The sequence below is a fragment of the Streptomyces krungchingensis genome (assembly GCF_054729265.1).
Window position 1 is genome coordinate 9,240,020 of sequence record NZ_JBPUKY010000001.1, and the last position, 12,731, is coordinate 9,252,750.

General features: G+C 71.5%; 11 protein-coding genes. 7 read left to right on the top strand and 4 right to left on the bottom strand.

Annotated elements, in window-relative coordinates:
- Window positions 1–249: 249 nt before the first annotated feature.
- A complete protein-coding gene (locus tag ACSYGO_RS40075) occupies window positions 250–1,233 on the top strand; it encodes an aldo/keto reductase (protein WP_426676535.1) in 984 nt (327 codons plus the stop codon).
- A 187-nt stretch (window positions 1,234–1,420) separates the two neighbouring features.
- Here the strand turns inward: ACSYGO_RS40075 and ACSYGO_RS40080 are convergent, their stop codons facing one another.
- Window positions 1,421–3,808: an ATP-binding cassette domain-containing protein gene (locus tag ACSYGO_RS40080; protein WP_426676534.1), complete on the bottom strand. Its 2,388-nt coding sequence runs from the start codon at window positions 3,806–3,808 to the stop codon at window positions 1,421–1,423.
- A gap of 524 nt (window positions 3,809–4,332) precedes the next feature.
- Here ACSYGO_RS40080 and ACSYGO_RS40085 point away from each other — a divergent pair.
- Window positions 4,333–4,707 (top strand): helix-turn-helix transcriptional regulator, encoded by a 375-nt coding sequence (locus ACSYGO_RS40085; protein WP_460389821.1) that lies wholly within the window; start codon window positions 4,333–4,335, stop codon window positions 4,705–4,707.
- A 10-nt stretch (window positions 4,708–4,717) separates the two neighbouring features.
- Window positions 4,718–5,134, top strand: coding sequence for a VOC family protein (locus ACSYGO_RS40090; RefSeq protein ID WP_028804154.1), 417 nt, complete (start codon window positions 4,718–4,720; stop codon window positions 5,132–5,134).
- Window positions 5,135–5,215: 81 nt separating this feature from the next.
- On the opposite strand, the gene ACSYGO_RS40095 is transcribed toward ACSYGO_RS40090, so the two are convergent.
- Complete coding sequence (locus tag ACSYGO_RS40095; RefSeq protein ID WP_460389822.1) at window positions 5,216–5,839, bottom strand: DUF2238 domain-containing protein; 624 nt, start codon at window positions 5,837–5,839, stop codon at window positions 5,216–5,218.
- A 267-nt stretch (window positions 5,840–6,106) separates the two neighbouring features.
- Here ACSYGO_RS40095 and ACSYGO_RS40100 point away from each other — a divergent pair, with 267 nt between their 5' ends.
- From ACSYGO_RS40100 to tgmB, 4 genes are all read left to right on the top strand, one after another.
- Entirely contained in the window at window positions 6,107–6,814 is a 708-nt protein-coding gene (locus ACSYGO_RS40100; protein ID WP_460389593.1) for a TetR/AcrR family transcriptional regulator, read from the top strand.
- A gap of 85 nt (window positions 6,815–6,899) precedes the next feature.
- Window positions 6,900–8,054 (top strand): FAD-dependent oxidoreductase, encoded by a 1,155-nt coding sequence (locus ACSYGO_RS40105; protein ID WP_460389594.1) that lies wholly within the window; start codon window positions 6,900–6,902, stop codon window positions 8,052–8,054.
- A gap of 351 nt (window positions 8,055–8,405) precedes the next feature.
- The gene (tgmA, locus tag ACSYGO_RS40110) at window positions 8,406–8,597 is read left to right on the top strand and encodes a putative ATP-grasp-modified RiPP (protein WP_028804150.1); all 192 of its coding nucleotides are present in this window, start codon (window positions 8,406–8,408) and stop codon (window positions 8,595–8,597) included.
- A 15-nt stretch (window positions 8,598–8,612) separates the two neighbouring features.
- The gene (gene tgmB / locus ACSYGO_RS40115; protein ID WP_426676530.1) at window positions 8,613–9,566 is read left to right on the top strand and encodes an ATP-grasp ribosomal peptide maturase; all 954 of its coding nucleotides are present in this window, start codon (window positions 8,613–8,615) and stop codon (window positions 9,564–9,566) included.
- Window positions 9,567–9,669: 103 nt separating this feature from the next.
- Here tgmB and ACSYGO_RS40120 read toward each other — a convergent pair whose 3' ends face one another.
- Complete coding sequence (locus ACSYGO_RS40120) at window positions 9,670–11,268, bottom strand: serine/threonine-protein kinase (protein ID WP_460389595.1); 1,599 nt, start codon at window positions 11,266–11,268, stop codon at window positions 9,670–9,672.
- A 153-nt stretch (window positions 11,269–11,421) separates the two neighbouring features.
- Window positions 11,422–12,651 (bottom strand): 4-hydroxybenzoate 3-monooxygenase, encoded by a 1,230-nt coding sequence (locus ACSYGO_RS40125; protein WP_460389596.1) that lies wholly within the window; start codon window positions 12,649–12,651, stop codon window positions 11,422–11,424.
- Window positions 12,652–12,731 lie beyond the last annotated feature (80 nt).

Sequence of the window (12,731 nt, forward strand, 5' to 3'; positions counted from 1 at the left end):
GGGCGAACGGTGGGAGGCGTGGGGGAGTGAAGGGGGAGATGCCATTCACTTCTTGAACATCGGTCAGAGCCCGCCCGCCGGTCAGGCGTTGACACGATTCAGCCGCCTGCCCGGGCGCTGCACGAAGGCCGGGGGCGAGGCAGGGCGGCAGGCTTCGCGGACGCACAGGCTCCTTCCCGCACCACCGCGCGGACGCGCTGACCGGGTGGGTGCTCCGGCGTCCCAGGGACGAGGTGTCAGACTGGCGGCATGGAAGAGCGCGAATTCGGCAGGTCGGGTCAGCATGCTTCGGTCATCGGCCTCGGCACGTGGCAGCTGGGGGCCGACTGGGGCGAGGTGAGTGAACGGGACGCCCTGGCCGTGCTGGAGACGGCGGCCGAGTCGGGCGTCACCTTCTTCGACACGGCCGACGTGTACGGCGACGGGCGGAGCGAGGAGATCATCGCCACGTTCGTGCAGAGCAGGCCCGACCTCCATGTGGAGATCGCGACGAAGATGGGCCGCCGCGTCGAACAGATCCCGGAGAACTACGTCCTCGACAACTTCCGTGCGTGGAACGACCGTTCCCGGCGCAACCTGGGCGTCGACCGCCTCGACCTGGTGCAGCTGCACTGCCCGCCGACCCCCGTCTACTCCTTTGACGCGGTGTACGACGCCCTCGACACCCTCGTCGAGGAGGAGCGCGTCGCCGCGTACGGTGTGAGCGTCGAGACGTGCGAGGAGGCACTGACGGCGATCGCCCGCCCGAACGTGGCGAGCGTCCAGATCATCCTCAACCCGTTCCGCATGAAGCCCCTGCGGCAGGTGCTCCCGGCCGCACGGGAGGCGGGCGTCGGCATCATCGCCCGCGTACCGCTGGCTTCCGGCCTGCTGTCCGGCAAGTACACCAAGGACACGGTGTTCGCCGCGGACGACCACCGGACGTACAACCGCCAGGGGGAGTCCTTCGACCAGGGCGAGACGTTCTCCGGCGTCGACTTCGTGACCGGCGTGGAGGCGGCGGCCGAGTTCTCCGCGCTCGCCCCGGAGGGCTTCACGCCCGCTCAGCTGGCGCTGCGCTGGATCATCCAGCAGCCCGGGGTGACCACCGTGATCCCGGGCGCCCGGTCACCCGAGCAGGCCCGTGCGAACGCGGCCGCCGCGAAGCTCCCGGAGCTGACCGCCGAGACGCTGGCGGCGATCGACGACCTCTACGAGCGGCGGATCAAGGACCAGGTGGAGAGCCGCTGGTAGCGCCGCCGACCGCCGACCGCCGACCGGCGATCGGCGATCGGGGACCGGCGATCGGGGACCGGCCGGGTGGCCCGGTGCCGGTCGCGATCCGGTGGGACGGGCCGCGCGGTCGGACTCGGCTCGTCCCGGTCCGGTGGGACGGGCCGGGCGGCCCGGAACCCGTCCCACCGTGTCCGCCGTTCCCCGCTCAGCTGTTGACGTAGGCCGCGAGGTGCTCACCGGTGACGGTGGAGCGCGTGGCGACCAGGTCGGTGGGCGTGCCCTCGAAGACGACCTGCCCGCCGTCGTGGCCGGCACCGGGGCCGAGGTCGATGATCCAGTCGGCATGGGCCATGACCGCCTGGTGGTGCTCGATCACGATGACCGACTTGCCGGAGTCGACGAGCCGGTCGAGCAGACCGAGCAGCTGCTCGACGTCGGCGAGATGCAGACCGGTGGTCGGCTCGTCGAGGACGTAGACACCGCCCTTGTCCGCCATGTGCGTGGCCAGCTTGAGCCGCTGGCGCTCGCCTCCGGACAGTGTGGTCAGCGGCTGGCCGATGGTGAGATAGCCGAGCCCGACGTCGACGAGCCGTTCCAGGATGCGGTGCGCGGCCGGAGTGTGGCCCTCACCGCTGCCGAAGAACTCCTCGGCCTCGGTCACCGACATCGCGAGGACCTCGCTGATGTCGCGGCCACCGAGGTGGTAGTCCAGCACCGAGGCGTCGAACCGCTTGCCCTCGCAGTCCTCGCACGTGGTCGCGACGCCGGCCATCATCGCCAGGTCCGTGTAGATGACGCCCGCGCCGTTGCAGGTCGGGCAGGCGCCCTCGGAGTTCGCGCTGAACAAGGCCGGCTTCACGCCGTTGGCCTTCGCGAACGCCTTGCGGATCGGGTCGAGCAGTCCGGTGTACGTCGCCGGGTTGCTCCGCCGTGAGCCGCGGATCGGGCTCTGGTCGACCGACACCACACCCGCTTCGGCGGGGATCGAACCGTGCACGAGCGAGCTCTTGCCGGATCCGGCGACACCGGTGATGACGGCGAGCACCCCGAGCGGGATGTCGACGTCGACGTCGCGCAGGTTGTTCGTGCGCGCACCGCGGACGCCCAGCTTGCCGGAGGGTGTCCGTACCGACTCCTTGAGCGCGGCCCGGTCGTCGAAGTGCCGGCCGGTGATGGTGCCGCCGGTCCGCAGCCCCTCGACACTGCCCTCGAAGCAGACGCTGCCGCCCGCCGTCCCGGCGCCGGGGCCGAGATCGACGATGTGGTCGGCGATCGCGATGACCTCCGGCTTGTGCTCCACGACGAGCACCGTGTTGCCCTTGTCCCGCAGCCGGAGCAGCAGATCGTTCATCCGCTGGATGTCGTGGGGGTGCAGGCCCGCGGTGGGCTCGTCGAACACGTACGTCACGTCGGTGAGCGAGGAGCCGAGGTGGCGGATCATCTTGACGCGCTGCGCCTCACCGCCCGACAGGGTGCCCGCCGGCCGGTCGAGCGAGAGATAACCGAGTCCGATCTCCACGAACGAGTCGAGGGTGTGCCCGAGCGCGGTGAGCAGCGGCGCCACCGACGGCTCCTCCAGCGCGCGGACCCATTCGGCGAGGTCCCTGATCTCCATCGCGCAGGCGTCGGCGATACTGATCTTCTTGATCTTCGACGCCCGGGCCCCCTCGCTGAGGCGGGTGCCGTCGCACTCGGGGCAGGTGGTGAAGGTGACCGCCCGGTCCACGAAGGCCCGGATGTGCGGCTGCATCGACTCCTGGTCCTTGGAGAGCATCGACTTCTGGATCCGCGGGATCAGACCCTCGTAGGTCATGTTGATGCCCGCGATCTTCATCCGGGTCGCCTCGTGGTGGAGGAAGTCGTGCAGCTCCTTCTTGGTGTACTTGCTGATCGGCTTGTCCGGGTCGACGAAGCCCGACTCGCTGTAGAGCCGGTAGTTCCAACCGCCCGTCGTGTACCCGGGGATGGTGAGCGCGCCCTCGTTGAGCGACTTGGAGTCGTCGTAGAGCTGGGTCAGGTCGAGATCGGTGACCGAACCCCGCCCCTCACAGCGTGGGCACATGCCGCCGGTGCGCGTGAAGGTGGCCTTCACGGCCTTCTTCGCGCCGCGCTCCACGGTGATCGCACCGCTCGCCCGGACCGAGGGGACGTTGAAGGCGTACGCGCTGGGCGGCCCGATGTGCGGCTTCCCGAGCCGGCTGAAGAGGATGCGCAGCATCGCGTTGGCGTCGGTGGCGGTGCCGACCGTGGAGCGGGGGTCGCCGCCCATCCGCTGCTGGTCCACGGTGATCGCCGTGGTCAGACCGTCGAGGACGTCGACCTCGGGCCGCGCGAGGTTCGGCATGAAGCCCTGCACGAAGGCGCTGTAGGTCTCGTTGATCAGCCGCTGCGACTCGGCGGCGATCGTGTTGAACACCAGCGAGCTCTTGCCCGAGCCGGAGACGCCGGTGAACACCGTCAGCCGGCGCTTCGGGATCTCGATACTGACGTCCTTGAGGTTGTTCTCGCGCGCCCCGTGCACGCGGATCACGTCGTGGCTGTCGGCGGTGTGCTGGGCAGGCGACGGCGTGTCCGTCCTCGTGGCCTTGCTCATGGTGTCTCCATCTGTCGGGCGGAGCCGCCTGCGCGGCTCCGTCGGCGTCGCCCGGCTCGATCCGACCCTCTTCGAGCAGCACGTCCGGTCGTCCTCCGTCGGCGTGGTCGCGGCGACGTCCCCCTGTCTACCTGATCCGCGCCGTCCGCGGGGGCGCTACGGGCGGGCCGCGATCGCTGGGCGGCTCGGCCCGGCACGCCGCAGCACGTCGGGTCGCCCGCCCAGTCGCGGGCGGCACGGCCACGGACGCCGTACGGCTGCCCGGTCGGCTCCTGGACCGGTCCGGCCGGTGGTCGGGACCCGCCGGAAGACGTCGTCGTGGTGCGCGACGGCCATGGCGATCACGCTAGCCGCAACACGGTGACCGGGGCTTCTCCATTCCTGACCGGTCCGGCCGGCTGCTCCCGCACGCCCGCCGCGTGGTCCGTACGACTCCGTCGCCGACCGGGGCGCTGTGGCACACTCATCAGGTGAAACGGCAGGATCTCGACGACCTCGTCCGGCTGCGCAGGGCGCGCGACCGGATGGACCGCGACTATGCCGAGCCGCTCGACGTTCCCGCGCTCGCACGCGACGCCCTGATGTCGTCGGGCCACTTCTCGCGCAGCTTCCGCGCCGCCTTCGGCGAGACGCCGTACAGCTATCTGATGACCCGCCGCATCGAGCGGGCCAAGGCGCTGCTGCGGCGCGGCGACCTCACGGTGACCGAGGTCTGCTTCGCGGTCGGCTGTACCTCGCTGGGGTCGTTCAGCACGCGCTTCACCCAGCTGGTCGGCGAGAGCCCGAGCGCCTACCGCGGCCGCAGCCACGACCACGCGGCCCCCATCCCGGCGTGCATGGTCAAGATCCACACGAGGCCCGTCAGGAACGGACAAGCGAGCCCCGCCGCCCGGCCGTAGCGTGAGCGCCATGGATATCAGGCTCTCCCAATGCTTCATCGCCGTCGACGACCACGACAAGGCGATCGCCTTCTACCGCGACGTGCTCGGGCTGGAGGTGCGCAACGACGTCGGGTACGAGGGGATGCGCTGGGTGACCGTCGGGGCGCCCGCACAGCCGGACGTGAACATCGTCCTGGAACCGCCGGTCGCCGACCCGAACGCCTCACCGGCCGACAAGCAGGCCATGGCCGAGCTGATGGCCAAGGGCCTGCTGCGTGGCGTCATCTTCGCGACGGACGACTGCGACGCCACCTTCGAGCGGATCAGCGCCGCGGGCGGCGAGGTGCTGCAGGAGCCGATGGACCAGTTCTACGGCGTCCGCGACTGCGCGTTCCGCGACCCCGCCGGCAACCTCCTGCGGTTCACCCAGCCCATCGAGAAGTAGCCGTACCGCTGGTCCGCCGTACGCCCGGCCGCGCTCACCGTCCTGAGGGCCTTGCGCGGCGAGCCGGCCACCCCGTCTCCCTCACCGTCCTCGCGGCTTCGCGAGGGCGGTGAGCTGGCGGTCGTGCAGCCGGCTCAGCATCAGGACCGAGACGGTGGCGCCGACCAGGGCGCAGAACATGTCCCACTGGGTGTCCCACACATCGCCCTGGGTGGCCAGGAAGTCGTCGGCCGCGTGCCCGCCGATCACGGCCGCCGCCCACTCGAACATCTCGAAGACCGCGCTGAAGGCGAGACAGGCGCACACGGTCAGCGGCGCCAGCCAGCGACTCCCGCGCAGCGGTGAGGTCCGGCTGAGCAACTCCCGCACCAGGACGGCCGGCACGAAGCCCTGCATGAGGTGCCCGAACCGGTCGTACGGGTTGCGGTCGAGGCCGAGCGCGTCCCGGACCCAGTCGCCCAACGGCACCTGCGCGTAGGTGTAGTGGCCTCCCACGGCGAGCACCAGCGCATGCGCCGCGAGCAGGCAGCACAGCAGGTTCGTCAGCGGGAACCGGCGCCGGGTCAGTACCACCAGCGGCAGCCCGACCAGCACCCACACGGTCTCCAGCAGCCAGGTCGTCCGGTCGTGCGGACGCAGGCCGGAGAGGGTCAGGCCGGCCACGACGACCGCGACGAGCACGGCGGGGAGCGTGCCGCGCGGCATGCGTTCGCCGGATTCCGGTCGGCGGGCGGGCAGGGCGAGAAGAGAACCGGGCATGCGTGGGCTCCTTGGGTTCCAGGTGGCCCCATGGTGGTCGAGCGCGGCGGCGGGGGCATGAGTACGGCTACTCAGCACGGACCTGTGCGGCGGAGCGCCGGCGCCGGCGCTCCGCACCCCCGCGGGAACACGGTGCGGACGCGCTGTCCAGAACGGAACGAACATGTTCGTCACGTACTTGTTCGCGACGAACATGTTCGGTACCTTGGAAGGGTGACAGGACAGCACAGCCCACGCCCCAGCCGTCGCGAGCGCCCGGCGAAACCGGCCCTCACCCGGGACGGGATCATCGAGACCGCCGTCGCGCTGATGCGGGCCGAAGGCCTCCAGCGCGTCACCATGCGCCGTCTGGCGCAGGAGCTCGACACCGGACCGGCCTCGCTCTACGTCTACGTGCGCAACACCGCCGAGCTGCACGCGGCGGTCCTCGACGACCTGCTCGGCGCCGTCGACCTGACCCCCGTGGGCGCGAGCGGTGACTGGCGCGACCGGCTCGTGCGGGTGCTCACCTCCTACACGCACGTGCTGTTCGAGCACCCGGGCCTGGCCCGCTCGGCACTGGTGGCCCGCCCGTCCGGTGCGCGCTACCTCGATCTGCTGGACGCTCTGCTCGCCCTGCTCGGCGAGGGCGGAGTCCCCGGCGAGCGGGCCGCCTGGGCGGTCGATCTGCTGCTCCAGTTCGCGACCTCGACGGCGGCCGAGCACGCCCCGGGGGAGAAGGACCCCGCGGACGCGGAGGGTGAATGGGCGGCGCTGGCCGCGGCGCTGCGCGGCGCCTCGGGAGAGCGTCACCCCCATGTCGCCGCGCTCGGCGCCGAGTTGCTCTCCGGGCCCGGTGAGGCCCGCCTGGACTGGGGTTTCCAGGTCCTGATCAACGGCGTCCTGTACACGTCCAGGCCCGGGACGCCGGACGCGCCCTGACCGCGCCGCCCCCGGCCGTCGTCGCCATTCGTCACGCTTCACCGTCGCCTCGTTCCGGCGGTCACCCCTCACAAGGAGCTTTGTCATGCCCGAACTTCGTCATCACCCCATAGCCGTGATCGGCGCCGGTCTCGGCGGTCTCACGCTCGCCCGCGTCCTGCACCTGTACGGCATCGCCGCCGCCGTCTTCGATCTCGACGCCTCGCCCACCGCCCGCACGCAGGGCGGGATGCTGGACATGCACGAGGAATCCGGACAGGCCGCACTGCGGGCCGCGGGTCTCCACGAGCAGTTCCTCGCGGCCGTGCACGCCGGCGGCGAGGCGATGCGCATCCTCGACAAGAACGCCACCGTCCACATGGAGGACGACGGTGCGCAGGGCGAGCGGCCCGAGGTCTCCCGGGGCGTCCTGCGCGACCTGCTGCTCGACTCCCTGCCGGAAGGCACGGTGCGCTGGGGCGCCAAGGTCACCGGCGTCCGGACGCTCGACGACGGCCGCCACGAAGTGACGCTCGCCGACGGCGAGTCGTTCACCGCCGACCTGTTGGTCGGCGCCGACGGCGCGTGGTCGAGGGTGCGCCCCCTGCTCTCGGACGCCGTCCCCGAGTACGCGGGGGTCTCGTTCGTCGAACTGCACCTCCGCGACGCCGACACCCGGCACCCGGCGAGCGCCGCCGTCGTCGGAGGCGGCATGCTCTTCGCGCTCGGCGACGAGAAGGGCTTCCTCGGCCACCGCGATCCCGACGGCTCGCTCCATGTCTACGCCGCTCTGAGGGTGCCTGCCGACTGGGCCGCCTCCGGTGCCCTCGACTTCGCCGACCCCGCGGCGGCCAGGAAGGGTCTGCTGGAGCACTTCGACGGCTGGGACGACCGTCTGCGGGCGCTCGTCGCGGACGCGGACGGCGCGCTCGTCCCGCGGCCGATCCACGCGTTGCCCGTCGGTCACCGCTGGGACCGCGTGCCCGGTGTCACCCTGCTCGGCGACGCCGCGCACCTGATGTCCCCGTTCGCGGGAGAGGGTGCCAACCTCGCCATGCTCGACGGCGCCGAACTCGCCCGCGCCGTCGGCGACCACCCCGGCGACATCGAGAAGGCGCTGACCGCGTACGAGGCGGAGCTCTTCCCGCGGTCCGAGTCGGCGGCCCACGAGTCCGCGGCGAACCTCGCGCTCTGCTTCGGCCCGGACAACCCGCGGGCCCTCGTCGCCCGGATGAACTCGTACCGGCACGAGTCGGTGTGACGGTGCGCCAACTCCCCATCACACAGCGGGACATGTCGATGGACAGCTGATTTTCCGGACTCAAGAAAAGTTCCCCGAAGCGGGAACTGTTCTGGGAGGGTGCTGCGTTCATGTCACTGAGGATGAAGCTTTGGCCGAAGGTTTGGGTGTGAGAAGCGCACGCGCAGACCGGATCCGGGCGGACCCTCGAGTGACAAGCAAGCGGCAAACCCAGCAAAACGGAAACGAGCAAGCCGGAAACGACGCGATGTGATGGCCTTCACCCCGATGTGGCAGAAAGTGATGAATTCCTTACGGTCATGACACGTACGGGTGGGCGTCGAGCATTGTGAAACGGCGGGAGGATCTTTCGTGCGACCGTTCACCCTCAACTACGCCTTGCCCACAGGGCAGTCGGCCGCAGTGCCCCCCTACCACTTCGACGTGTCCCTGCAGTTGAACGTCCTGCCCGACGGCCGTCCCGCCGTCAGCGACCGCGCGCTCCTCATGGCCACCGGAACCACCACGTCCACGGCCGGTTCACAGACTCACTTCGACGACTGACGGCCGCCCGCGCGCATGACGGTCCTCATTCTCACGGCAGAGCAGGACGTCACCGCCGACATGGTGGTGGCCAGACTGCACGAACGGGGCGTGCCGATGGTGCGCCTCGACCCCGCCGACGTGCCCGGCAAGGCGGTGCTGTCGGCCGACTACGCCCACGGCGACTTCGACGGCTATCTGTCGGTCAACGGCCACGTGCTCAGCATGGGCGGCCTGCGGTCGGTGTGGGTGCGCAGGCCGGGCGAGCCGGCGGCGCACGCGCCCGAACCCTCGGCGTGGCTCACCGCGGAGACGCGGCAGGCGCTGTTCGGCATGCTCTACTCCGCGTCGACCCGGTGGATGAACCACCCGCGCCGGGCCGAGCAGGCCCGGCACAAGCCCTGGCAGCTCAGGGTCGCCCACAGCAGCGGCTTCGCGGTGCCGGCGACCATCATCACGACGGCACCGAAGGTGGCGAAGCAGTTCGTCGAGGAGTACCGGGACGTGGTGGTGAAGTCCGCCTCGGGCCCGCCTCCCGGCGAGCCGCCGGTGGCGCTGCCGACCACCCTGGTCGGTCCCGGCGCGGACTTCACCGGAGTCGCGGCGGGACCGGCGTTGTTGCAGCAGTACATCCCCAAGCGTGCCGACATCCGGCTGACCGGTGTGGGCACCCGGTTGTTCGCCGCTCGCAAGGCGGCGGTGCCGGGACAGGTCGACGGGCGGTTCGGCGAGACCGGGCACACCTGGGAGACCACCGCGGTACCCGAGCGCATCGCCCGGTCGGTCCACGACTACCTGGCCTTCACCGGACTCGCCTACGCGGCCTTCGACTTCGCCGAGGACGAGGACGGCGTCTGGTGGTTCCTGGAGTGCAACCAGGGCGGTCAGTTCGGCTTCGTCGAGCTGGAGAGCGGTCAGCCCATCGCGGAGGAGGTCGCGCTGTGGCTGTCGCAGCGACGACCCGATCCGCGTACGTCCAAGGCGCGTTGACGCACCTCGGCCGTGGGCCCCGGCCGGGACTCCTCGGGCAGGGCCCACGTCCGAGGAGTCCCGGCCGGGGCACGTGTGCCGGGAGCGTGCCGGAGTGCCCGGGTCACGGTGAAGCCGGCCGGAAGGACTGGAGGAAGACCTCCAGCGCCCGCCGGTTGGCCTTGCTCTCCCAGTCGTTCGCGGGGGTCGTCCACCTCAGGGAGAAACCCATGCGCCCGCCGAGGAGGAAGCCCCGGCCGAACGTGCGCTCGCGGACCCCGTCGGACTCCGAGAACCACTCCATGTCGGCGCCCCTTCGGCCGCGGTAGTCCACGGCCCGGATGTCACCCACCCGGGCGTAGCCGCTGGAGTCGCCGCGCAGCGACGGCTCCAGCGCGCTCCACACCGCGACGGGATCGGGGCCCAGGCGGGTGCTGTAGGTGACGGCCAGGGTGCGCGGGTCCCCGCTCGCTCCGAAGGTGACCCGGTAGGACCCGTCGGTGGACTTCTCGGTGCCGCGCGGCTTCCACCCCTCGGGCAGATCGACGGCGAACCCCTGGGGCGCCCGGTACGTGGCGAAGCCGGCCGGCGTCTTCGCGCCGGCCGTGGCGGACGGGGACGGCGAGGCCGGCCGGGCGGGGGACGAGGAGCCTCCCGAGGGTGGCCCCGACGGGTTGCCGGACGCGGACCGGGCGGGAGCGGCACCGGACGCCGACGTGTCGCCGCCGGGCAGCCCGCCCGCCGCGGCCAGCGCGGCGACGCAGGCGACGGTCACGGCGAGCGCCGCGCCCAGCAGGACCGGCCGGCTCACCCGATGGCCGCGGACCGTCCATCCCGCACTGCTGCGGAGCGGACCCGGTGGGCTGAAAAAGACGTGCGGCGGGACCGACTGCGTCGCCGTGTCGCCCTCGTCCTTGAGGACGCGGGTCAGGGACTCGCGTACGACCGGCTCGGGAACCCGCTCCAGCGGATCCCTGCGCAGCAGCCCCTGGATGGCAGGTCCGAGCGGGCCGGCACTGAGCGGGGCCCTGATCGGGAGCCGGTCCACCGCACGGAGCGTGGCCTCGAGCCGTCCCCGGTCCCGGATCGCGGGCCGCCCCTCGACCAGCGCGTACATGATCGCGCCCAGGGCCCAGAGGTCCGCGGCCGGCCCGGTGCCCTCACCGCGAGCCTGCTCCGGAGAGGCGTACGACGGTGCCGTGACACGCGGCGAGCCGGTGGCGCCCATCAGCCCGAACCCGCTGAGCGTGACGGTGCCGCGCTCGTGCAGGCACACCTGCCCGGGGCTGAGATCCCCGTGCGTCACGCCCTCCCGGTGGGCGGCCGTGAGGACGTCGAGGAGGCTCAGTCCGATGCGGGCCGCCCGGACGTAGTTCACGGGCCCGTGTCCGAGCAGCTCGGACAGCACGGTGCCCTCGGTGCGCTCGGTGACCGTCCACACGCAGTCGTCCTCCTCGAACACGTCGAGGACCGTGGCGACCCGGCCCGGACAGACCGTCGCCAGCAGTTCGGACTCGCGCAGGACGCGACGGGCGGTGCGGTGCTCCGCCTCCTCGCGTCGGTGTTCCGGCAGCCGCGACCGGGTCAGGGTGACCGGCCGCCGGAACTCGACGTCCTCGCCGTGCCAGCCGACGCGGCCCTCCTCCCCGTGGGCGACTTCGATCAGCCGGTACCGTCCGGCGACCAAGTCGCCCGTGGAGTCCTGCACCTCGACCATCGTCATCCCTCGCTGCACACCGGGCCGTCCCTTTCCCGGAAGTACGGCGGGTGTGACATGGAGTGTTCAACGGTGGGCGGCTTCGGAGCCCGGTTTCTTCCGCGGACCGGTGCTGCCGTCCGCGCGTGCGAAGAGTTCAGGCCACCGCCGCACGGTGGTTCACCGTGCCACGCCCTTGCCGATGTAGGAGTTCGCGAAGGTGGTCGCGGCGGCGGGCGAGCCCAGGATCCGCTTCAGCCGCGCGCCCGCGGATCCGGCCCGGTAGGCGTCGCCGGACGACGGCCCGTGGAGCAACTCCGCGAACCACTGCGAGAATTCCTGGTACTCCCAGACCCGCCGCAGGCTCGCACCCGAGTACGCGCTCAGCCCGCTGTCGTCGCCCGCCGTGAAATGGGCGACGAACGCGTCCGCCAGGAGCAGGGCGTCGTGCAGCGCCAGGTTCATGCCCTTCGCGGCGATCGGTGCCACCAGGTGCGCGGCGTCGCCCGCCAGGAAAAGCCGGCCGTACGTCATGGGTTCCACGACATAGCTGTGCATGTCCAGCACCCGCTTCTCGATGAGCCGGCCCTCGGTGAGCGCCGGCGCACCCGCCACCGACAGCCGGGTCCGCAGCTCCGACCACACCCGTGCGTGCGGCCAGTTCTCCGGATCCTCGCCGGGCCTGACCTCCAGGTAGTAGCGGGTCACCTCGGGGCTGCGGGCCATGTGGGCGGCGAAGCCGTTCGGGTGGATGCCGAAGACGACACAGTCGGAGGACGGCGGCGCCTCGGCGAGCAGCGCCAGCCACCCGACGCCGTAGTCGTACCGGGCGAGCGATCCGTGCTCCTGCGGCACACTGGCCCGGGTCACTCCGCGTGCGCCGTCGCAGCCGGCGACGAACTCGCAGTCGAAGCGGCGTCGTTCGCCCGTCTCCGGGTCCGTGTAGAGCACCGAGGGCCGGTCGCCGTCGAGGCCGTGCAGGGCCACGTCCCGCACGCCGAAGCGGATGTCGCCGCCCCGCACGTCGGCGTACTCGCGCACCAGGTCGGTCACCAGCAGGGGCTGCGGGTACACGAAGTGGCGGTCGCCGGTCAGCTCGGCGTAGCGGAACCGGTGGCGCTCGCCGTCGACGCGGAACTCGCACTCGCCCTGGGCCTGCGCCCGCTGCACGAGCGGTTCGGCGAGCCCTCTTTCCTGCAGGGCGCGGACCGCCCACTCCTCGATGAAGCCGGCCCGGGGCCGCTGTTCGATGAACTCACGGCTCTCGGTCTCCAGGACCACGCAGTCGACCGAGGCGGCGCGCAGGATGTTGCCGAGGGTGAGTCCGGCCGGTCCCGCGCCGACGATGACGACGGGGACGCTCTGTACGGATGTGACGGATGTGACGGATGTGGGGGAGGGGGGAATCACCCCAGCATTATGACGGTGGCCCGTCAAGCGCCGTCATCCCCCCGGGCGGTGGCCCCAGTTGACACGATGACGTGTCCGGC

What these genes read in the sequence shown, in the direction of transcription:
- ACSYGO_RS40080 (WP_426676534.1), bottom strand. Translation starts at nt 3,808, where the DNA reads ATGAGCAAGGCCACGAGGACGGACACGCCGTCGCCTGCCCAGCACACC.
- ACSYGO_RS40120 (WP_460389595.1), bottom strand. Translation starts at nt 11,268, where the DNA reads ATGACGATGGTCGAGGTGCAGGACTCCACGGGCGACTTGGTCGCCGGA.
- ACSYGO_RS40105 (WP_460389594.1), top strand. Translation starts at nt 6,900, where the DNA reads ATGCCCGAACTTCGTCATCACCCCATAGCCGTGATCGGCGCCGGTCTC.
- tgmB (WP_426676530.1), top strand. Translation starts at nt 8,613, where the DNA reads ATGACGGTCCTCATTCTCACGGCAGAGCAGGACGTCACCGCCGACATG.
- ACSYGO_RS40095 (WP_460389822.1), bottom strand. Translation starts at nt 5,839, where the DNA reads ATGCCGCGCGGCACGCTCCCCGCCGTGCTCGTCGCGGTCGTCGTGGCC.
- ACSYGO_RS40090 (WP_028804154.1), top strand. Translation starts at nt 4,718, where the DNA reads ATGGATATCAGGCTCTCCCAATGCTTCATCGCCGTCGACGACCACGAC.
- ACSYGO_RS40085 (WP_460389821.1), top strand. Translation starts at nt 4,333, where the DNA reads ATGGACCGCGACTATGCCGAGCCGCTCGACGTTCCCGCGCTCGCACGC.
- ACSYGO_RS40075 (WP_426676535.1), top strand. Translation starts at nt 250, where the DNA reads ATGGAAGAGCGCGAATTCGGCAGGTCGGGTCAGCATGCTTCGGTCATC.